This window comes from Streptomyces pacificus, assembly GCF_011766325.1.
In the GTDB taxonomy this organism is placed as follows: domain Bacteria; phylum Actinomycetota; class Actinomycetes; order Streptomycetales; family Streptomycetaceae; genus Streptomyces; species Streptomyces pacificus.
The window spans coordinates 177,584-197,077 of sequence record NZ_BLLG01000009.1; the positions used below are offsets into that span (position 1 = coordinate 177,584).

Annotated in this window: 17 protein-coding genes; 12 read left to right on the forward strand and 5 right to left on the reverse strand. The window is 71.5% G+C overall.

The window, feature by feature from the left end:
• Positions 1-31 precede the first annotated feature (31 nt).
• Entirely contained in the window at positions 32-1,048 is a 1,017-nt protein-coding gene (locus SCWH03_RS16985) for an RNA polymerase sigma factor SigF (RefSeq protein ID WP_173265094.1), read from the reverse strand.
• Between the two features lie 226 nt (positions 1,049-1,274).
• On the opposite strand from SCWH03_RS16985, the gene SCWH03_RS16990 reads away from it, so the two are divergent.
• From SCWH03_RS16990 to SCWH03_RS29140, 4 genes are all read left to right on the forward strand, one after another.
• Complete coding sequence (locus tag SCWH03_RS16990; RefSeq protein ID WP_173265095.1) at positions 1,275-1,643, forward strand: STAS domain-containing protein; 369 nt, start codon at positions 1,275-1,277, stop codon at positions 1,641-1,643.
• A gap of 157 nt (positions 1,644-1,800) precedes the next feature.
• Complete coding sequence (locus tag SCWH03_RS16995) at positions 1,801-2,307, forward strand: ATP-binding protein (protein WP_173265096.1); 507 nt, start codon at positions 1,801-1,803, stop codon at positions 2,305-2,307.
• A 435-nt stretch (positions 2,308-2,742) separates the two neighbouring features.
• The gene (locus tag SCWH03_RS17000; RefSeq protein WP_173265097.1) at positions 2,743-3,477 is read left to right on the forward strand and encodes a peptidase; all 735 of its coding nucleotides are present in this window, start codon (positions 2,743-2,745) and stop codon (positions 3,475-3,477) included.
• Positions 3,441-4,826, forward strand: coding sequence for a hypothetical protein (locus tag SCWH03_RS29140; protein WP_254076805.1), 1,386 nt, complete (start codon positions 3,441-3,443; stop codon positions 4,824-4,826). The genes SCWH03_RS17000 and SCWH03_RS29140 overlap by 37 nt, the downstream gene beginning before the upstream one ends.
• Positions 4,827-4,934: 108 nt before the next feature.
• Here SCWH03_RS29140 and SCWH03_RS17015 read toward each other — a convergent pair whose 3' ends face one another.
• A complete protein-coding gene (locus SCWH03_RS17015; RefSeq protein WP_173265098.1) occupies positions 4,935-6,437 on the reverse strand; it encodes a peptide MFS transporter in 1,503 nt (500 codons plus the stop codon).
• A gap of 453 nt (positions 6,438-6,890) precedes the next feature.
• Between SCWH03_RS17015 and SCWH03_RS17020 the strand changes: the two genes are divergently transcribed.
• Positions 6,891-7,568 carry a response regulator transcription factor gene (locus tag SCWH03_RS17020; RefSeq protein ID WP_173265099.1) on the forward strand — a complete coding sequence of 226 codons (678 nt, stop codon included), beginning with the start codon at positions 6,891-6,893 and terminating at the stop codon, positions 7,566-7,568.
• Between the two features lie 567 nt (positions 7,569-8,135).
• Positions 8,136-9,404 (forward strand): sensor histidine kinase, encoded by a 1,269-nt coding sequence (locus SCWH03_RS17025; protein ID WP_173265100.1) that lies wholly within the window; start codon positions 8,136-8,138, stop codon positions 9,402-9,404.
• Positions 9,405-9,703: 299 nt separating this feature from the next.
• On the opposite strand, the gene SCWH03_RS17030 is transcribed toward SCWH03_RS17025, so the two are convergent.
• Positions 9,704-10,288 carry a GtrA family protein gene (locus SCWH03_RS17030; RefSeq protein WP_173265101.1) on the reverse strand — a complete coding sequence of 195 codons (585 nt, stop codon included), beginning with the start codon at positions 10,286-10,288 and terminating at the stop codon, positions 9,704-9,706.
• 174 nt (positions 10,289-10,462) lie between these two features.
• Here SCWH03_RS17030 and SCWH03_RS17035 point away from each other — a divergent pair, with 174 nt between their 5' ends.
• Genes SCWH03_RS17035 through SCWH03_RS17045 form a run of 3 tightly spaced genes read left to right on the forward strand, consistent with a single transcriptional unit; the run spans position 10,463 to position 13,374 of the window.
• Positions 10,463-11,602, forward strand: coding sequence for a 5-(carboxyamino)imidazole ribonucleotide synthase (locus SCWH03_RS17035; RefSeq protein WP_173265102.1), 1,140 nt, complete (start codon positions 10,463-10,465; stop codon positions 11,600-11,602).
• On the forward strand, positions 11,599-12,168 hold the full coding sequence (gene purE, locus SCWH03_RS17040; RefSeq protein ID WP_173265103.1) for a 5-(carboxyamino)imidazole ribonucleotide mutase: 570 nt from the start codon (positions 11,599-11,601) through the stop codon (positions 12,166-12,168). Before SCWH03_RS17035 ends, purE begins: the two co-directional genes overlap by 4 nt.
• Positions 12,169-12,177: 9 nt before the next feature.
• Positions 12,178-13,374, forward strand: a complete 1,197-nt coding sequence (locus SCWH03_RS17045) for a dipeptidase (RefSeq protein ID WP_173265104.1) — start codon at positions 12,178-12,180, stop codon at positions 13,372-13,374.
• Positions 13,375-13,643: 269 nt separating this feature from the next.
• Here the strand turns inward: SCWH03_RS17045 and SCWH03_RS17050 are convergent, their stop codons facing one another.
• Positions 13,644-14,156, reverse strand: a complete 513-nt coding sequence (locus SCWH03_RS17050) for a CGNR zinc finger domain-containing protein (RefSeq protein ID WP_173265105.1) — start codon at positions 14,154-14,156, stop codon at positions 13,644-13,646.
• Between the two features lie 105 nt (positions 14,157-14,261).
• On the opposite strand from SCWH03_RS17050, the gene SCWH03_RS17055 reads away from it, so the two are divergent.
• Positions 14,262-14,624, forward strand: coding sequence for a VOC family protein (locus SCWH03_RS17055; RefSeq protein ID WP_173265106.1), 363 nt, complete (start codon positions 14,262-14,264; stop codon positions 14,622-14,624).
• Positions 14,625-14,735: 111 nt separating this feature from the next.
• Here SCWH03_RS17055 and SCWH03_RS17060 read toward each other — a convergent pair whose 3' ends face one another.
• Complete coding sequence (locus tag SCWH03_RS17060) at positions 14,736-16,073, reverse strand: UDP-glucose dehydrogenase family protein (protein ID WP_173265107.1); 1,338 nt, start codon at positions 16,071-16,073, stop codon at positions 14,736-14,738.
• A 193-nt stretch (positions 16,074-16,266) separates the two neighbouring features.
• On the opposite strand from SCWH03_RS17060, the gene SCWH03_RS17065 reads away from it, so the two are divergent.
• Positions 16,267-17,415 carry an acyl-CoA dehydrogenase gene (locus tag SCWH03_RS17065; RefSeq protein ID WP_272491072.1) on the forward strand — a complete coding sequence of 383 codons (1,149 nt, stop codon included), beginning with the start codon at positions 16,267-16,269 and terminating at the stop codon, positions 17,413-17,415.
• Between the two features lie 1,016 nt (positions 17,416-18,431).
• On the forward strand, positions 18,432-19,262 hold the full coding sequence (locus SCWH03_RS17070) for an ETX/MTX2 family pore-forming toxin (protein ID WP_173265108.1): 831 nt from the start codon (positions 18,432-18,434) through the stop codon (positions 19,260-19,262).
• Positions 19,263-19,494 lie beyond the last annotated feature (232 nt).

Consider the following 19,494-nt stretch of genomic DNA (forward strand, 5'->3'; position numbering starts at 1 on the left):
ACCCTTCAGGCGTGGTGCCGCGGACGGGAGTTCACTCCTCGACCGTGAGGCCCTTTCTGAGCCTGGTCAGCGTGCGGGTCAGCAGCCGCGAGACGTGCATCTGCGAGATGCCGAGCTCGTCGCCGATCTCGGACTGGGTCATGCCCGCGACGAAGCGGAGCGAGAGGATTCTGCGGTCGCGCGGGGGCAGCGAGGCGATGAGCGGCTTCAGCGACTCGATGTACTCGATTCCCTCGAGGCCGTGGTCCTCGTAGCCGATGCGGTCCGCCAGCCTGCCCTCGGACTCGTCGTCGTCGGGCTGCGCGTCCAGCGAACTCGCGGTGTACGCGTTGCTCGCGGCCATGCCCTCGACGACCTCGTCCCTGGTGATACCGAGGCGCTCGGCGAGTTCGCCGATCGTGGGTGCGCGGTCGAGCTGCTGGGCCAGTTCGTCGCCGGCCTTCGCGAGGTCCAGCCGCAGTTCCTGCAGCCGGCGGGGGACGCGCACCGACCAGGAGGTGTCGCGGAAGAAGCGCTTGATCTCGCCGATGATCGTCGGCATCGCGAACGTGGGGAACTCCACGCCCCGGCTGAGCTCGAAGCGGTCGATGGCCTTGATCAGGCCGATGGTGCCCACCTGGACGATGTCCTCCATCGGCTCGCTGCGGGAGCGGAACCGGGAGGCGGCGAACTTGACCAGCGCGAGGTTGAGTTCGACGAGGGTGTTGCGCACGTAGGCGTACTCGTGCGTGCCCTCCTCGAGGACCTCCAGGCGGGCGAAGAGCGTCTTCGACAGCGCGCGCGCGTCCATGGGGCCGACCTGGTCGAACGGCGGGAACGCCGGGAGTGCCGGGAGGTCGACGTCCTCGTACCGCCCGTACTGCGCGTGCTGCCCGTACTGCGCGTGCGGGTGCTGCTCGTCGTGCTCGTCGTGCACGTCGGGCGTGTGGTGCCCGGTGTGCCCGGTGTACCCGGTGTGCCCGGGGGATTCGAGGTGATCGTGCTGACATGCCGACGGCGCGTGCGGGGTACGCGTTTCGTCGAGCCGGGGTGACATGGTCTCCTCCATCGTTCTCGGCATATGGCTGCCGATGCCCATACGCGGTGCTGCGGTGTGCGGCGCCTCCAAAGCCGGCCGTGTTGGTGGTGTCCGTATAGCCCTACCCGCTCTTTGCCGCCCGTTGCAAGTGTTGAAAGTTATGTATGTCCGTTTTGTGGGGGAGTTCGGCTACCGATCGGCGTACGAAAGGCGTAGTGTTCTGCGGACGTCAACGTCGTCGGCGAAGAGGACGGGCATGGACCGCGGGACGGTCGGCAGTGCGAATCGGGGCCGCCTTCGGGTCGAGGTCAGGACCGAAGGCCAGAGCGAGGTGGTGACCCCGGCGGGTGAGCTTGATCACCACACCGCCGATCTGTTGCGTACGCCACTCGAGAATGCGCTCGATCAAGGGCGTGCACGCCTGGTGGTCGACTGCTCGCATCTGGAGTTCTGCGACTCCACGGGGCTGAACGTGCTGCTCGGGGCCCGGCTGAGGGCCGAGGCGGCCGGCGGCGGGGTCCATCTGGCCGGAATGCTTCCCGTGGTGGCCCGGGTGTTCGAGATCACCGGCGCCGAGGCGGTCTTCACCGTCCACGACACGGTCGAAGCGGCCCTGGCGGAGTGACTCGCGCCGCATGACCGGACCGGGGGGTGTCGTCCGGATCCGGCAGGGCAGAAGACCCCCGCGAGGATCATCCAGGGCCTCGCGCCACGTGTGCGGTTCCCCGCACGCTCCGTATCTACTCACACGCGAACTGGTGAATCGGTGAGGTGAAGCGCTGATGAGCACCACCCGGCAGCATCCGCCGGGCGACCTCGGCCCCGAGCCGGACGGCGCCCCCGCCGGGACCGGCGGCGGACCCGGTACCGTCCTGCCCGGCGGCCGGGTGCGCGCCCTGGCGCTCGGGAACGCCAGCGGCATCGTCCCGCTCGCGCGTGACTTCACCCGCCAGGCGCTGTACGACTGGGGCTGGCTGCCCGCCGCCAACGCCGACCGGCGCGCTGCCGCCGAGGACGTCCTTCTCGTCGTCTCGGAACTCGTCACCAACGCCTGCCTGCACGCGGAAGGCCCGGACCGGCTGCGGATCTCCAGCGACACCAAGGTGCTGCGGCTGGAGGTCACCGACCTCGGTGCCGGTCAGCCCGCACCCAGGACCCCGCACCGGGCCGGCCGGCCGGGTGGCCACGGCATGTTCATCGTCCAGCGCCTGTGCCTGGACTGGGGGGTCGTCAGGACGCCGGGGATGACGGGCAAGACGGTGTGGGCGGAGCTCGCGGCGCCCGCCTAGTGGCGCCTCGGGCGGCGTCGGCCCGTCAAGGGCCGGCGCGGCGCGGTTGCGGTGTCCGGTGTGTCGCAGGGCGCCGGATCGGCCTCGCCGTGGGCCTGCCCGGTCGGCTTGGCGACTTGGCGACGCGCCGGGCCTGCGGTGCCAGGAGACGCCACGGGGTGAGCGTCGCCTGATGCGGCCACGGAGCGGGTGGTGTGAGCCCCGCCTTGTGCGCGCACGTACCCAGATGCCGAGGACCCGCTCGTCCGGCGGACGGAGCCGCTTTCGCCGCTCGCCCGGTCAGGGTCCCGGCCGCGGGAATCGACGTGGTGCGTGGGGGCACGGCGATCCGCTGTGCTCTTCGTCTTCCCTCCTCAGGTGCCCGGGCGTACCTTGAGCTGCCGATCTGATATGTCGTCAGTTGACGGCGGCGGCCACCGGCATGAGGGGGACTCGATGTCGTACCGGAAGCGGACAGCTCTCACGCTGGCGGTGGCGCTGGCGGGCTCGGCGGTGCTGACGGCCGCGCCGACGGCGGGTGCCGCCGTCGTCGTCGACGTCGACTACCGGTGCCAGACGCCCATCGGCCCCAAGGCCGCCGTGTCGCCCATCGACATCAAGGCCGTGAAGAGCGGCGGCGGATACGAGATCACGATGTCGTTCGGCAAGGGCGTCTCGTCCAGCCCCGTCGAACTCGGCAAGGGAGCGATGAATCCGAGCGCGGTCGTCGAACTCGGCGGCGCGGAGGAGGGCACGGTCCCGGTCTTGGGTCCGCCGAACGCCGAGGCGATCCCGGCCGACACCCCCATCAAGATCGACGACCTGACCGGGACGTACACCCCCGCGAAGAGCGGCAGGGTCACCTTCACCGCCGGGGTGCTCACCATCAAGGCACTCGGGACGACGACCACATGCACCCCCGGGAACGACCCGGAGCCCTCGCTCGAACTGGATGTCGAGGGCTCAGGTGGCGGACAGCAGTCGGGTGGTTCGGGCTCCGGGGGGTCCGGCGCGTCCGGGGGGTCCGGCACCGGCGGATCGGGAGGGTCCGGTTCCGGGGTCGACGAGCTGCCGAAGACCGGTCCGTTCGACTCCGCGCCCGCGCTGGGCACGCTCGGGGGCGCGGTGCTCCTGACCGGAGCCGCCGGCGTGCTGTGGCTGACCCGGCGCGGACCGCGCTCCGCGGGCTGACCGTGCCGCCCCGTGCCCGACTCGTCGTCGCGGCGGGCCTCCTGCTGACGGTGCTCTGGCCCGGGGTGCCCGCGGCGAGGGCGGTACCTGCCGAGCCGGCCTCGTACGGTGCGGGGGCGGTCTCGTACGGTGCGGGGCCCGCCTCATACGGTGCGGCCCGCGCCTCGTACCCCGCGGCTCCCGCCTCGTACGCGGCCGGTCCTGCCCCCCACACCGCCGGTGACGCGGAACCCGTCGTCCGTCTCTCCACGGCCCAGGCGGGCAAGGGCGGCGACATCACCGTCAGCGGCTCCGGCTGGCGGCCGGAGACCCTGCTGATGCTGCTGATCTGCGGGCAGTCCGAGCCCGGCAGAGGAGTGATCGGCGGTACCAACTCCTGCGCCAATGCCGAGGGCCGGGCCGTCACCACCGACGCCGGGGGCGCCTTCAGCACCGGGCTGCCGGTTGCCGAGCCCCCGGAACCGTGTCCGTGTGTGGTGCACGTCGCCACGGTCACCGGCGAGAGGACCGTGGTGGACCGGCCCTTCACGGTCGCCGGCCACTCCACCGCCCCGCTGCCGCCGCAGACCGGTGCCGGCAGGCTCTCCGTGCTCACGACCGCCGAACTGACCGGGGCCAGCGGCCTGCTCGTCTGGTTCGGCGCTCCACCGGGCCGCGAACTCGTCTTCACCGTCGGCAATATCGGTACCGCCCCGGTCGAGGACCCCGTCTTCCGGGTCGGCACCGCCCACGGTGTGTACGCCCCCCGTTGGGAGGAGCGGCAGTGGCGCGGCACCGTCCAGCCCGGCCGCAAGGCGCGGATCACGCTGCCCGTCCGGCTGCCGGCGGGGGCGCACGGAGACTACCGGGTGTCCGTGCGGTACGGCTCGGAACTGCTCGTCGAGCAGCCCTGGGGTGTGGGCAGGCCCTGGGGAGTGACGCTCTTCTGGGTCCTGCTGGCCGTCGTGGTGCCGGCGGCGCTGTTCCGGATCGGGATGGCCGTCGTGGACCGGGTACGGCCTCGGCATCCCGGACGGCGCCGGGCCGGGGCCCCGGTCGCCCCGCACGGGACCCCGGCGACCCCCGCGACGCGGGCCGCCTGCCCGTGCTCTTGCCCGTGCTCTTGCCCGTGCCCTTGCCCCTGCTCCGAGCCCGGCACCACCGCGGCCCCGCGACGGTCCACTCCCGCCGCTGGCCCTGCCGCTGCTCCGGCCGCCGCTTCCCCCGCCGGTCCGGCCACTGCGCACTCGGCCCCGAACCCGCCCTCCGCGCGGACCTCCGCGCCGGACTCCACTCCGGGCCCGGCCCCGGCCGCCATCCCGGCCCCCGAGCCGCCGGAGAACGGGCCCCCGGCAAAGGGCCCGACGTGAGGACGCATGGGGCCGGGGCCGGGCCGCCCCGGCGCGCGGTATGCACGCCGGGGCGGCCCGGCCGGGAGGTACGCCGGTCCCCGGAAGGCCCGGCGGAACTCCGCCGCGTCAGCGGACGTCGCCCATGAGGGCGCGGATCCTCCTGCCCGCCACCATGAACGTCAGGCCCGCGGCGATGGCGACGGCCGCCCACATCGAGTAGTACGCGGCGTCGCCGAGCGGCTCGTTGAGCTTGGTCACCCAGCCGTTGAGGGCGTTGCCCGTCGCGGTGGCCAGAAACCACAGGCCCATGATCTGGCCGACGAACTGCCGGGGCGCCAGCTTCGTGGAGAGCGACAGGCCCACCGGCGACAGGCACATCTCGCCGACGGTCTGGACGAGGTAGACGCTCAGCAGCCAGAAGACGGTGACCTTGCCGGTCTCGCTGTTCGCTGCCGCGGCGCCCGCCAGGCCCATGATGGCGAACGAGCCGCCGATGAGCAGCATCGCCAGCGCGAACTTCATCGGGGTCCCGGGCTCGCGGTTGCGCTGGGCGAGCTTCACCCAGAGGGCGGCGAAGAGCGGGGCCAGCACGATGACCATGGCCGGGTTCACCGACTGGTACCACGACGCCGGGAACTCCCAGCCCCCGATGACGCGGTCGGTCTTGTTGTCCGCGAACAGTGTCAGCAGTGAGCCCGACTGGTCGTAGATCAGCCAGAACAGCACGGCCGTGGCGAAGAACCAGGCGAACGCCTGGATCTTGGGCCGGTCGGTCGCGGTCAGCGCCGGGTTGCGGTAGATCGCGGCGAAGTAGACGACCGGCACGACGATGCCCAGGACCGCCAGGACGTTGACGATGTGCTCGATGTCGTATGTGCCCAGCAGCACGTCCACGGCGAGCGCGGCGACGGCCAGACCGCCCCACAGCAGGACCCTGCGCAGCACGGTCCGCTTCTCCGCGGGTGTCGCCGGGGTGCCGGGCTCCTTGCCGATGTCGCCGAGGTGGCGGGCGCCGAGGACGTACTGGACGACCGCCAGCGTCATGCCGATGCCGGCGACTGAGAAGCCGAGGTGCCAGTTGACGTTCTCGCCGAGGTAGCCGACGACCAGCGGGGCGGCCATGGCGCCGATGTTGATCGCCATGTAGAAGAGCGTGAAGCCGGCGTCGCGGCGGGCGCTGGACTGGCCCTCGTAGAGCCCGCCGACCATGGCCGAGATGTTCGGCTTGAGCAGACCGGTGCCGGCGGCGATGAGCACCAGACCGGCGAAGAACGCGGTATCCGAGGGGACCGCCAGGGTGTAGTGCCCCAGGGCGATGACGATGCCGCCGACCAGCACGGCCTTGCGCGCGCCCCACAGCCGGTCGGCGATCCAGCCGCCGGGCATGGCGGCCATGTAGACGACGGCGTTGTAGACGCCGTAGATCGAGGCGGCCAGCGCCTCCCTGCCCTGGAGCGGCCCGTCGAGTACTCCCGCGACCAGGTAGAGGACGAGGATGGCGCGCATTCCGTACCAGGAGAAGCGCTCCCACATCTCCGTCATGAAGAGCGTGGCCATACCGCGGGGGTGGCCGAAGAAGGTCTTCTCGCCGGGGGCGGCGGACGAGTCCTTCGTCAGGCTGGACGCCATGTCGATCCTTGCTGCTCGGGACGCACCGCTCCGTGAGCGGTCTCCGCGCCCGGTGGGGGGCCGGTGCCGGCGGGGAAGCGGTCCCGCCCCGCGCCCGGGGGCCCGCCAGGGCAGGGGCGAGGGGCCGTCCGCACCGGGATCCGCACCCCGTCCGCGCTCGCCGCGGGAGGGGCCCGGCCCAGGTCGTTCGGGGGCGCGGTGGAGGGCTCGCACCCGCTCCGCGCAGAGAGAGGGACCCCTGGCGACAGAGCGGCCAAAGGTCCTGTTCGTACTGGAGGCGCCTTGACACCATAAGGCATGGCAGCGATACGTATAGACCATTTGAGAGGGGGGTCACAGATATCCGTAAAACGCCTGTCCAGACGCGATAGCGCCGCCCGGGATCGCCGTGCCGCCCCCGGGTGGCCTGCCCGGCACCCCCGGAGCCCGGCCCAGGCGGACTACCATCGCTTCATGACCCGTGTACTGCTCGCCGAGGACGACGCATCCATCTCCGAGCCGCTGGCGCGCGCCCTGCGCCGGGAAGGGTACGAGGTCGAGGTACGCGAGGACGGCCCCAGCGCGCTCGACGCCGGCCTCCGGGGCGCTGCCGACCTGGTCGTGCTGGACCTCGGGCTGCCGGGAATGGACGGGCTCGAAGTGGCCAGGCGGCTGCGCGCAGACGGTCACGGCGTGCCGATCCTGGTGCTGACCGCCCGCGCAGACGAGGTGGACACGGTGGTCGGTCTGGACGCCGGAGCCGACGACTATGTGACCAAGCCCTTCCGGCTCGCCGAGCTGCTGGCCCGGGTGCGCGCGTTGCTCCGGCGCGGCGCCTCGGAGTCCGCCGCGGTCCCCGCGACGCACGGTGTGCGGATCGATGTCGAGTCCCATCGCGCCTGGATGGGCGACGAGGAGCTCCAGCTCACGGCGAAGGAGTTCGATCTGCTGCGCGTGCTGGTGCGGGACGCCGGCCGGGTGGTCACCCGCGACCAGCTGATGCGGGAGGTCTGGGACACCACGTGGTGGTCCTCCACCAAGACCCTCGACATGCACATCTCCTGGCTGCGCAAGAAGCTGGGGGACGACGCGGCGAACCCGCGCTATATCGCGACGGTCCGAGGTGTCGGCTTCCGCTTCGAGAAGAACTGAGCGCCGCGGGGCCGGCATCGGCATCGGCATCGGCAGCGACGGCGAGCCGAGCGGCCCGGCGCGGTTCGGGGCCGAGCGGCGCGGGCCGCCACGCCCTGGACGGCGGGTAAGCCCGGTCCTGCCGGTCATGCCCGGCCGTGCCCGTCCGTTTCCCGGCGGCGCCGGGCGCTCCGGGGGACACCCCCGGGGTGGCGCGCGGTGTACCGGTCCGGGTCCGGACCGCGGCCGGGTTCCGGGGCCCGGCGGCCCCGGCGTCGCGGCTCTCCTTGCTGCGGCTGCGGTTGCGACGTGTGGTGGCCCCGGGCGGGCGTGGCTCGGTAGAGCCGACGCCCGCCCCGCGGCGACGCGCGACCGGGACGCCGGCGACCGGGCCGCTCGGCCCCGGGGCGCTACCGCCCCGGCGGCTCGCGATCGGGCGGCTCTGACCGGCGCTCGTGAGGGCCCGGCCCCGGGCCGGCCGAGTACGAGGAACAGCAGGCGGGCGACCCGGTCCCGGGCCGCCCGCGGATGGCAAGGACCGCGGGGGACCGGCCCCCGTCGGACCGCAAGACCCGCCCGGAGGGCACCGTGCGCCGCCGACTGATCAACTCCACCCTGGCCGTAGTGCTCGTGGTGATCGCCGTATTCGGCGTGTCGCTCGTCATCGTCGAGACGCGGACCATCGGCAACAGTGCCCAGGAGCGCCTCGATTCCGAGGCGCTCCGGCTGGTCAGCGTGGTCGAGGCCAGGGTGCTGGAACGGGAGCCGCTGGACGACGGGGTGCTGGCCGAGCAGATCGGTTCCGATCGCTTCGCCCGGATCGAGATTCCCGGCAGCCCGCCGATCGAAGTGGGGCAGCAGCCCTCCGGCAGGGTGATCCGCGGCTCAGCGACCGGTGAGACGGGTGAGCTGGTCACCGTCGAGGAGTCCCGAGCCACCGTGACGCGCGAGGTCAACCGCTCTCTCATGATCATCGCGGGGGTGGCGCTGCTCGCCGTGATCGCCGCCGTGCTGCTCGCGGTGCGGCAGGCCAACCGGCTCGCCTCGCCCCTGACCGACCTCGCCGAGACCGCGGAGCGGCTGGGTTCCGGCGACCCCCGGCCCCGCCACAAGCGCTACGGAGTGCCCGAGCTCGACCGCGTCGCCGATGTACTGGACGCCAGTGCGGAGCGGATCGCCCGGATGCTCACCGCCGAGCGCAGGCTCGCAGCCGACGCGTCCCACCAGCTCCGTACGCCCCTGACCGCGCTCTCCATGCGGCTGGAGGAGATCTCCGCCACCGACGACCCGGACACCGTCAAGGAGGAGGCGCACGTCGCCCTCACCCAGGTGGAGCGCCTCACCGACGTGGTGGAGCGGCTGCTCACCAACGCCAAGGACGCGCGGACCGAGTCCGCCGTCGCCTTCGACCTCGACGAGGTCGTCAAGCAGCAGATCGAGGAGTGGCGCCCGGCGTACCGGAGTGCGGGGCGCGCCATCGTCTGCTCCGGCAGACGGGGGATGCGGGCCGTCGGGACACCGGGCGCCGTCGCCCAGGTGCTGGCCTCCCTGATCGAGAACTCGCTGATGCACGGGGGCGGCACGGTGGCCCTGCGCACGCGGGTCACCGGCAACCAGGCCGTCGTCGAGGTCACCGACGAAGGCCCCGGAGTACCCGGCGACCTGGGAGCACGGATCTTCGAGCGCGCGATCAGCGGGCGGAACTCGACGGGAATCGGCCTCGCGGTGGCCCGGGACCTCGCGGAGGCGGACGGTGGGCGGCTGGAGCTGCTGCAGCAGCAGCCGGCGGTGTTCGCCCTCTTCCTGAGCCGGGAGGCGTGCCCGCGCGAGCAGGACCCGGAGCGCACGGTGCGCTGACCGTCCGGGGGAGCACGGGCGCCCGCGCCCGCCGTGCCCTGCCCTGCCGCGCGCGCCGTGCCCTGCCGTGCCGTGCCCTGCCGTGCCGTGCCGTGACGCTGGGGACCCCCGGGCCGACCCCCCGGCGCCGATACGCGCTGGGGTGCGCGGTGCGCCGTCGTGCGACGCACACGGCGGGCCCACGGAGAGTGAGGCGGCGCTCTGGGAGCGGATCGGCGCCCGGAAGCGCGGCGAGTGGGCCGTTGCCGCCGGGAGCACGGCGACCGGGCGGGCACCGGCGGTGCGGCGAGCGGACCGGGTCAGCTGCCGACGCGGTCGGGCTCCGACGTGCGCCGCTGTTCCGTGGGCCGCTGCTCGGTGCGCCGCTGTCCCGTGGGCCGCTGCTCCGTGCGCCGCTCCTCCGCACGTCGCTGCTCCAGGAACGACTGGGCGCTCTGCACGGCCGCACGGGCGGGCAGGGCCCGGAAGACCCAGGTGCGGTACGACCAGAAGCGGAACAGGGTCGCCACGGCGATGCCGAGGAACTTGAACACATTGCTCTGCAGCGGGCCGTCCCAGCCGAAGCCGTAGGTCGCGACGTACAGCACACCGTTCTCGATCACCAGGCCCACCGTGCTGAACAGCAGGAACAGGCTGAGTTCCCTGGTGCGGCCGGTCTTGTCCCGATCCCGGTAGGTGAAGTAGCGGAAGCCCACGTAGTTGAACAGGATCGCGATGACCGTGGCGAGGAGGCTGGCGCGCACCACCGGGATGTCGGTGGTCCCCCGCAGCAGGTTGAAGGCGGCCATGTTGACGAACAGGCCGAGGACGCCGACCGCGCCGAACTTGGCGACCTCGCGCGCGAGCCGGTTCAGTCGCACACGCAGTGCGCCCCGTTCGCTCATGGTGTCCGCTGGTCCCGTCCGGTCGATTACGTCAACCAGTCCACTCTAACCAGCACCTCACCCGCATGCCCGGCGGACGTCCGCCGGGAGCCCGCCCCGCGGCGCCGTTCTCGTGTGATCGTACGAAAAGGTGGGGCGGGCGGGACCGTGCGGAGCTCCGGATACCCTGGGAGAGTGACGTTTCCCGTAGTCGGCATGGTCGGCGGCGGACAGCTCGCCCGTATGACCCACGAGGCAGGCATCCCCCTCGGCATCAGGTTCAAGCTCCTCAGTGACAGCCCCCAGGACTCGGCGGCCCTGGTCTCCGGCGAGGTCGTCGTCGGCGACTACCGGGACCTGGACACCCTCCGTGACTTCGCCCGCGGCTGCGACGTGATCACCTTCGACCACGAGCATGTGCCGACCGGGCACCTGCGGGCCCTGGAGGCGGAGGGCGTCCCCGTCCGGCCGGGTCCTGACGCCCTGGTGCACGCCCAGGACAAGGGGGTGATGCGGGCACGGCTCGACGCGATCGGCGCGCCGGCTCCGCGCCACCGCATCGTCGCCGACCCGGCCGACGCGGCCGCCTTCGCCGCGGAGGTGGGGGGCTTCCCGGTGATCCTGAAGACCGTGCGCGGCGGCTACGACGGCAAGGGCGTGTGGCTCGTGGGGAGCGAGGAGGACGCGGCGCCGCCGTTCCGCGCCGGCGTGCCCGTCCTCGCCGAGGAGAAGGTCGACTACCGCCGCGAGCTGGCCGCCAACATCGTCCGCTCCGCGCACGGGCAGGCCGTCGCCTACCCCGTGGTGGAGTCGCGGCAGGTCGACGGGGTCTGCGACACCGTGATCGCCCCCGCTCCTGGCCTCGACGGGGAACTGGCCGGGCAGGCCCAGCAGCTCGCGCTGCGCATCGCGCAGGAGCTCGGTGTGGTCGGCCATCTGGCGGTCGAGCTCTTCGAGACCGCGGACGGCCGCATCCTCGTCAACGAACTCGCGATGCGCCCCCACAACTCCGGGCACTGGACCCAGGACGGGGCCGTCACGTCCCAGTTCGCCAACCATGTGCGGGCCGTGCTCGACCTGCCGCTCGGCGACCCCCGGCCCCGGGCGGCGTGGACGGTCATGGCGAACGTCCTCGGCGGCGACTACCCGGACATGTACCAGGGCTATCTGCACTGCATGGCCAGGGATCCCCGGCTGAAGATCCATATGTACGGCAAGGACGTGAAGCCGGGCCGCAAGGTCGGGCACGTCAACACCTATGGCGACGACCTGGACGACGTGCTCGCGCGCGCCCGCCACGCGGCCGACTACCTCAGAGGAACGATCACCGAATGACCACCGCTTCCGGCTCGGCCCCGCTCGGCTCGGCCCCGGTCGGCTCGGCCCCGCTCGTCGGTATCGTGATGGGCTCGGACTCCGACTGGCCCGTCATGGAGAACGCCGCCCAGGCCCTGGACGAGTTCGAGATCCCCTACGAGGTGGACGTCGTCTCCGCGCACCGCATGCCGCGCGAGATGATCGCGTACGGCGAGCAGGCCGCAGGCCGAGGACTGAAGGCGATCATCGCGGGCGCGGGCGGAGCCGCCCATCTGCCCGGCATGCTCGCCTCCGTCACCCCGCTGCCGGTGATCGGTGTGCCCGTGCCGCTGAGGTACCTCGACGGGATGGACTCGCTGCTGTCGATCGTGCAGATGCCCGCAGGTGTGCCCGTGGCGACCGTGTCGGTGGCCGGGGCGCGGAACGCCGGACTGCTCGCCGCCCGGATCCTCGCCACCCACGACGCCGGCCTGCTGGCCCGGATGAGGGACTTCCAGCAGGAGCTGAACGACCAGGCGACGGAGAAGGGCGGGCGGCTGCGGAGCAGGGTGGGTGGGTCGGCCGAGTTCGGGTTCGGGAAGTAGGCTGCGGCCGTGGATTTTCTCGCCGAGGCCCGTTCGCTGCTCGCCTCCTTCCCCGTCGTCGACGGCCACAACGACCTTCCGTGGGCGCTGCGTGCACAGGTCCGCTACGACCTGGACCGCCGGGACATCGCGACCGACCAGACGGGCAGGCTCCACACCGACATCCCGAGGCTGAGGGCCGGCGGGGTCGGAGCCCAGTTCTGGTCGGTGTATGTGCGCAGCGACATGGCGGGTGACGAGGCGGTCAGCGCCACGCTGGAGCAGATCGACGCGGTGGACCGGCTGCTGGACCGCTATCCGGCCGACCTGGTGCGGGCCCTGACCGCCGACGACATGGAGGCGGCGCGGGAGGAGGGCCGTATCGCCTCCCTCATGGGGGCGGAGGGCGGCCACTCCATCAACAACTCGCTCGCCACACTGCGTGCGCTGTACTCGCTCGGTGTCCGCTATATGACGCTGACGCACAACGACAACACCGACTGGGCGGACTCGGCGACCGATGAGCCGCGGTTCGGCGGACTGTCGGCGTTCGGCCACGAGGTGGTGCGGGAGATGAACCGCACGGGCATGCTCGTCGACCTCTCGCACGTCGCCCCGACGACGATGCGCGACGCCCTGGACACGTCCGCAGCCCCGGTGCTCTTCTCCCACTCCTCCGCCCGGGCGGTCTGCGACCATCCGCGGAACATCCCCGACGACGTGCTGGAGCGGCTTCCGGCGAACGGCGGGGTGGCGATGGCGACGTTCGTCCCGAAGTTCGTCCTCCCGGCGGCGGTCGCCTGGACGCGGGGGGCCGACGACAACATGCGCGAGCACGGCCTCCACCCGCTCGACACCACCGAGGCGGGTATGAAGGTCCAGCGGGCGTACGAGGCCGCGCATCCGCGCCCGATGGCGACGGCGGCCACCGTCGCCGACCATCTCGACCATATGCGCGAGGTGGCCGGCGTCGACCACATCGGCATCGGCGGCGACTTCGACGGTACCGCCTTCACCCCGGCCGGCCTGGAGGATGTCGCGGGCTACCCCAACCTGATCGCGGAACTCCTCCGCCGCGGCTGGTCCCGCCCGGACCTGGCCCGGCTCACCTGGGGGAACGCCGTCCGCGTCCTGCGCGACGCGGAAGCCGCCGCCCGCGACCTCCGGTCCCGCCGCGCCCCCTCGAACGCGACGCTCGAGTCGACGGCGAACACGCCCGCACCGTGATCCGCGACGGGCGGGGATCTTCTGAGGGTCGTCCATAGGTCTGTGAACAGCAGGTTCTTCGTTGATGGCCGGTCTCGTTCGGTCATGCGCTTGCCGCTGCGGCCTCGTCCAGCACGCTGGACGAGGCCGCAGCGGCAAGCGCATGACCTGCGTCATGTTGCCGATCGGTGGGTGACGTGTGCCGATGTGCGGTGATGTGTGGTGCTTTGCGGCGGGTCCGTCATGACCAGGGGTGGCTATCCGGGGCCGCGCCCCCGAGCCGGGCCCGCCTACCCGCCCCGGCGCGCCCGGTAGGCCCTCATCTTGGCGCGGCTGCCGCAGACCGCCATGGAGCACCAGCGCCTGCGGCCCCCGGGGCTGCGGTCGTAGTAGGCCCAGAGGCAGTCCTCCGCCTCGCACGCCTTCAGACGCAGCCAGGTCCCCTCGGCGGCCGCCTCCGCGACGGCCGCCGCGACACGGCAGGCCAGGGTGTCCGCCTCGGCCGCGGGGTGCAGGGTCGCGGCGCCGGCGCCGTCCACCCGGACGCGCAGCGGCGCTCCGGCCAGGATCCGGTCCAGTTCCGAGGGGTGGCGTCCGGGCGCGGGATGACCGGCGTGCGCCAGGCACGCGGCCCGCAGCGCCTCGCGGAGTTCCCTCGCGGCCGGTACGTCCGCCTCTCCGAGCCCGAACGCCGCGCGTCCGTCCTCGGTGTCCAGGGCGTCCGCGCCCGTGTCGACGCTCAGCGTGTTGACCAGCGACTCGATCAGCGCGAGCCCGCCGGGTGCCGGGGCTCTGTCATTCATGGTTGCGACGTTACCCCTACTGCGGGAGCATGTAGTCACGCGTTACCGGTAGCCACGGATTGCCGGTAACGTCGGCAACCATCCGTCCGTCCGAGAGGAAGCACCATGGCCATCGCCGCACTGGGGACCGTCGTCCTGGACTGCGCCGACCCGCGCGCACTCGCCGCCTTCTACGCCGAGATCCTGGGGGCCGGAGTGGAGCCGGACGGCGACGACTGGGTCGCCCTGACCGGATACCGGGGCACCCCGCTCGCCTTCCAGGCCGCCCCGGGGCACACGGCTCCCGAATGGCCGTCGCCGGGGTCCTCGCAGCAGTTCCACCTCGACCTGACCGTCGAGGACCTGGATGACGCGGAGGCCCGGGTGCTGGCGCTCGGAGCGAAGCCGCTGGACATCGAGGACCGCTCCCGCGGCTTCCGCGTCTACGCGGACCCGGCCGGTCACCCGTTCTGCCTCTGCGCCAACTGATCTGAGGCGCCAACTGAGGCGCGTACGGGGACGCGCCTACTGCGACGCGCCTACTGCGACGCGCCTACTGCGACACATGTACTGCGACGCGTGTGCTGAGTCGGCGGTGTCTCAGGCGCGGGGCCGGCCCATCGCCCGGTACGTCCAGCCGGCCTCGCGCCACTCCGCCCCGTCCAGCGCGTTCCGCCCGTCGAGCACGACCCGGTGGGACGCCACCCGGCCCAGCGCTGCGGGGTCCAGCTCACGGAACTCGCGCCACTCCGTCAGGTGCAGCACCACATCCGCGCCGCGCACCGCCTCCAGGGCGCTGTCCGCGTAGCGAAGCGTGGGGAAGAGCAGGCGGGCGTTGTCCATCCCCTTGGGGTCGTAGACGGTGACCTGGCCGCCCTGGAGGTGGATCTGTCCGGCGACGTTCAGCGCCGGCGAGTCGCGGACGTCGTCCGAGTCCGGCTTGAACGTCGCGCCCAGGACCGCGACCCGGGTGCCGAGGAAGGAACCGCCCACGGCCTCCCGGGCGAGTTCCACCATGTGCCCGCGGCGGCGCATGTTGATCGAGTCGACCTCGCGGAGGAACGTCAGCGCCTGGTCCGCGCCGAGTTCACCGGCGCGCGCCATGAACGCCCGGATGTCCTTCGGCAGACAGCCCCCGCCGAAGCCGATCCCGGCCCGCAGGAACTTCCTCCCGATCCGCTCGTCGTGGCCGATCGCCTCGGCCAGCTTCACCACGTCGCCGCCGGCCGCCTCGCACACCTCCGCCATGGCGTTGATGAACGAGATCTTGGTGGCGAGGAACGAGTTCGCCGACGTCTTCACCAGCTCCGCCGTGGGGAAGTCCGTCACCACGAACGGCGAGCCCTCGGCGATCGGCGCGGCGTACACCTCGCGCAGCAGCTTCTCGGCCCGGTCGCCGTCCACGCCCACCACGATGCGGTCCGGGTGCAGGGTGTCCCGGACGGCGAAGCCCTCGCGCAGGAACTCGGGGTTCCAGGCCAGGTCGACCCCTTCGGGCGCGTGCTCGGCGAGCAGACCGGCGAGCCGGCCCGCGGAACCGACCGGCACGGTGGACTTGCCGACGACCAGCGCGCCGCCCTTCACCCGCGGTGCCAGCGAGGCGAACGCGGCGTCCACGTACGCCATGTCGCAGGCGTACTCGCCGTGCTTCTGCGGGGTGTTCACACAGACGAAGTGGACGTCTCCACCGAAGTGCTCCAGCTCGTCCCACGACGTGGTGAAGCGCAGCCGCCCGCTGGATCCCCCGATCCCCGCCACATGGCGGCCGAGCAGCTCCTCCAGTCCGGGCTCGTACATCGGGACCCGACCCGCGGCCAGCGCCGCGACCTTCTCCGGGACGACATCGAGGCCCAGGACCTCGAAACCCAGCTCCGCCATGGCCGCTGCGTGGGTGGCTCCGAGGTACCCGGTGCCGATCACGGTGATCTTGAGGGCCATGGGGTTGCTCCTGGGGTGGGCGGCGGGACTGCGGGCCCGAGCATAACCGGGAGCGCGGCAGGGCATTTTTCCGCTGTCGGCAACCTCACGTATGCCTGGGCGGGGCCTGACCACTAGAGTTTGTGTTACTTAACGGTAGTTAGCAGCCGCTCAGGGGAGTGGAACACCTTGGCGCCCAAGGGAGACAAGCACAGTGCCTGACTTCGACCTGTACCGCCCGTCCGAAGAGCACGACATGCTCAGGGAGACGGTCCGCTCGCTCTCCGAGGCGAAGATCGCGCCGTTCGCGGCCGCGGTCGACGAAGAGGCCCGCTTCCCGCAGGAGGCCCTGGACGCCCTGGTGGCCGCGGACCTGCACGCCGTGCACGTCCCGGAGGAGTACGGCGGCGCCGGCGCGGACGCGCTCGCCACCGTGCTCGTCATCGAGGAGGTGGCCCGCGTCTGCGCCTCGTCCTCGCTGATTCCCGCGGTCAACAAGCTGGGCTCGCTGCCGGTGGTCCTCTCCGGATCCGAGGAGCTGAAGGCGAAGTACCTGGGCCCGCTCGCCAAGGGCGACGCGATGTTCTCCTACTGCCTCTCCGAGCCGGACGCCGGATCCGACGCGGCCGGTATGAAGACCCGTGCGGTGCGCGACGGCGACTTCTGGGTCCTGAACGGTGTCAAGCGCTGGATCACCAACGCCGGCGAGTCCGCGTTCTACACGGTGATGGCCGTCACCGACCCGGAGAAGCGCTCCAAGGGCATCTCCGCCTTCGTCGTGGAGAAGTCGGACGAGGGCGTGTCGTTCGGTGCCCCCGAGAAGAAGCTCGGTATCAAGGGCTCCCCGACCCGCGAGGTCTACCTCGACAACGTCCGCATCCCCGCCGACCGCATGATCGGCGCCGAGGGCACGGGCTTCGCCACGGCCATGAAGACCCTGGACCACACCCGCATCACCATCGCGGCGCAGGCCCTCGGCATCGCGCAGGGCGCCCTCGACTACGCCAAGGGCTATGTGCGCGAGCGCCGGCAGTTCGGCAGGCCGATCGCGGACTTCCAGGGCGTCCAGTTCATGCTCGCCGACATGGCGATGAAGATCGAGGCCGCCCGCCAGCTCACGTACGCGGCCGCGGCCAAGTCCGAGCGGGGCGACGCCGATCTCACCTTCCAGGGCGCCGCCGCCAAGTGCTTCGCCTCGGACGTGGCCATGGAGGTGACCACCGACGCCGTCCAGCTCCTCGGCGGCTACGGCTACACCCGTGACTACCCGGTGGAGCGCATGATGCGCGACGCCAAGATCACCCAGATTTACGAGGGGACGAACCAAGTCCAGCGGATCGTGATGGCGAGGAACCTTCCCTGATGGGGTTTTCGCAGGTCAAGGGCTGTTTCGAGGGTTCGGGATGGCTGCTTTGGCTTCCTGCCCGTTGCGGCCCGATCGGGGCCGTTCCTGGGCGTCATGCGGGGGGAATCCCGGGCGGATACCGGACCGGAAACGGCCGCTGACGCGTAAAGCACCCAGATTGACGAGGGGGCGAACCAAGTCCAGCGGGTCGTCATGGCGAGGAGCCTCCCCTGGCAGGGTTCTTCCAGGTCACTCGTCTGCTGCCCGCCCCTGCACCCCTGCCGTCATGCCCCGCGCACGAAGAGGTCCCTGTTCGACGAACAGGGACCTCTTCCGTGTCGCAACGCACCTGACGGACAGTGTCCTTGCTCAGGCGGTGTCGGTGCGGCCCGGTGTACGGCCTCGGACGGGTCGGCGCACGAGGCAGGCGGCCGCGGGGCGCCGATCCGGAAATTGTCCGGTTCTGCCTGTGCTGGTCGAGCCGGATCATCGTGCGTATCCGAGGCGCCACCCGGGTGCACGGCGAAGGCCGCCCCGGAGGACAGCCCCCGGCCTCCGGGGCCGTCCCGGCAGGGCCCCGGGTCGGCGACGGCAGGGCAGCCTCCCTGCTGCCGAGGGCAGGGGGATCCGCCCTGCGGGCGCTGCCCTGCTGGGCGGATCGGAAAATCTTCCCGCGCAATCCGTAGTGCGGGGAGGGGGGTTGGCCTAGACTTCCGGGACCCGGGAGAGACCGATTGATCCGGCATTTGGGTGACCCCCTTTTGTGCCGCCCGGGAGACTCGCGTACACCCGCTGCCGAGTCCATCCTCTCTTCGTATGACGCCGACTCAGTGGGGTTGGGGAAGGCGGGGTTGGACTCTCACGCCGTAGTCGCGGGCAGCGGGCTACTCGAAGACATCATCTCGCGCCGGTGGCCGCCGTCGGCTGGTGTTGCGCCGGCAGTTCGCCGCTTTCGCGCCGTACGTTCTTATTCCAACTGGAGGGTATCGATGTCAAGACTGTCGAGGCGTATCGGATGTGTGATGGGCGGCGGGATGTCGCTGCTGCTGATCGCGGCGACGCCTGCGTCCGCGCAAACGGTCATCTTTCCCCTGGAGCCCCTTCTCCAGACGCAGATCTTCTACAGCGTCAAACCGAGTCAGAGAGCGCTCGTGACGGCGATGATACCTCTGCCGAATATGTATGATACGAAAGTCATCGCTGTCGGCGAACCGAGCCTCACCACGGTCGAGCCCCTCTTCGTGACCAAGGCTGCGCTGCAGAATCACACCGGTATCGATCAGATGCTCATGTCGCAGCCGATATCGAAGGCGATCACCACAGCTACCACGGTCACGGTCACCACCGGTTTCTCCAGCGCCAACAAGGTGTCAGGGTCGTTCAAGCTCTCGGACGCGGTGACCTTCGGCGCCGAAACCACGAACACCATCTCCTTCGCGGAGGCCAAAGCACAGACCACCTCGACGACCGACACCTACACGCTTCCCTCGCAGAACATCAAGGTCCCCGCGGGGAAGCAGGCCTGTATCTACGCGAGTCTCATCAAGGTGCAGGCCAAGGGTAACCTGGCCCTCCAGACCAAGATCAACGGCAAGGCCATCTACCATCTTCGGACGACCCCTCAGGTGTCGGATCTCTACGACACTGTCGTCAAGGCCCGTTCGAACGGTGCCCCCGCACTGCCCCCTCAGCTGTCTCTGAACAGCTCGACCAGGAGTCTGGACTTCTCCGGCACCGCCACGTTCTTGGCGACGATCGGCACCAACCTCGAAGCCAAGACGTATCTCTACCCCGTCGAAGCGACGTGCCCCGATAACGCACCCGCAACGGCACCCACCGCCAAGTTCTCCGTTCCGGCAACATGATGTCCCGTTCGTGACCGACCGGTCCCGCGAGGCCCAAGACCATGCGGGACCGAGGAAGGGCGCGAGCGCGCCCGGCGTCTGCGGGAGGGGGCCGCGCTGCCTTATCGGCGCGGCCCCGTGCGGCGAATGTCGGCGAGGGCCCGGCCCGGCCCGCCCCTCTGGATGAGAACTCGTCAGCCAGGCCGAGAGGTCGCGGGGCGCGGCGGGGTTGCTTCCCGGCCGGCAGACAGGT

Coding starts and splice junctions, on each gene's coding strand:
- SCWH03_RS16985 (WP_173265094.1), bottom strand. CDS start 1,048: ATGGAGGAGACCATGTCACCCCGGCTCGACGAAACGCGTACCCCGCAC.
- SCWH03_RS16990 (WP_173265095.1), top strand. CDS start 1,275: ATGGACCGCGGGACGGTCGGCAGTGCGAATCGGGGCCGCCTTCGGGTC.
- SCWH03_RS16995 (WP_173265096.1), top strand. CDS start 1,801: ATGAGCACCACCCGGCAGCATCCGCCGGGCGACCTCGGCCCCGAGCCG.
- SCWH03_RS17000 (WP_173265097.1), top strand. CDS start 2,743: ATGTCGTACCGGAAGCGGACAGCTCTCACGCTGGCGGTGGCGCTGGCG.
- SCWH03_RS17015 (WP_173265098.1), bottom strand. CDS start 6,437: ATGGCGTCCAGCCTGACGAAGGACTCGTCCGCCGCCCCCGGCGAGAAG.
- SCWH03_RS17020 (WP_173265099.1), top strand. CDS start 6,891: ATGACCCGTGTACTGCTCGCCGAGGACGACGCATCCATCTCCGAGCCG.
- SCWH03_RS17030 (WP_173265101.1), bottom strand. CDS start 10,288: ATGAGCGAACGGGGCGCACTGCGTGTGCGACTGAACCGGCTCGCGCGC.
- purE (WP_173265103.1), top strand. CDS start 11,599: ATGACCACCGCTTCCGGCTCGGCCCCGCTCGGCTCGGCCCCGGTCGGC.
- SCWH03_RS17050 (WP_173265105.1), bottom strand. CDS start 14,156: ATGAATGACAGAGCCCCGGCACCCGGCGGGCTCGCGCTGATCGAGTCG.
- SCWH03_RS17055 (WP_173265106.1), top strand. CDS start 14,262: ATGGCCATCGCCGCACTGGGGACCGTCGTCCTGGACTGCGCCGACCCG.
- SCWH03_RS17060 (WP_173265107.1), bottom strand. CDS start 16,073: ATGGCCCTCAAGATCACCGTGATCGGCACCGGGTACCTCGGAGCCACC.
- SCWH03_RS17070 (WP_173265108.1), top strand. CDS start 18,432: ATGTCGCTGCTGCTGATCGCGGCGACGCCTGCGTCCGCGCAAACGGTC.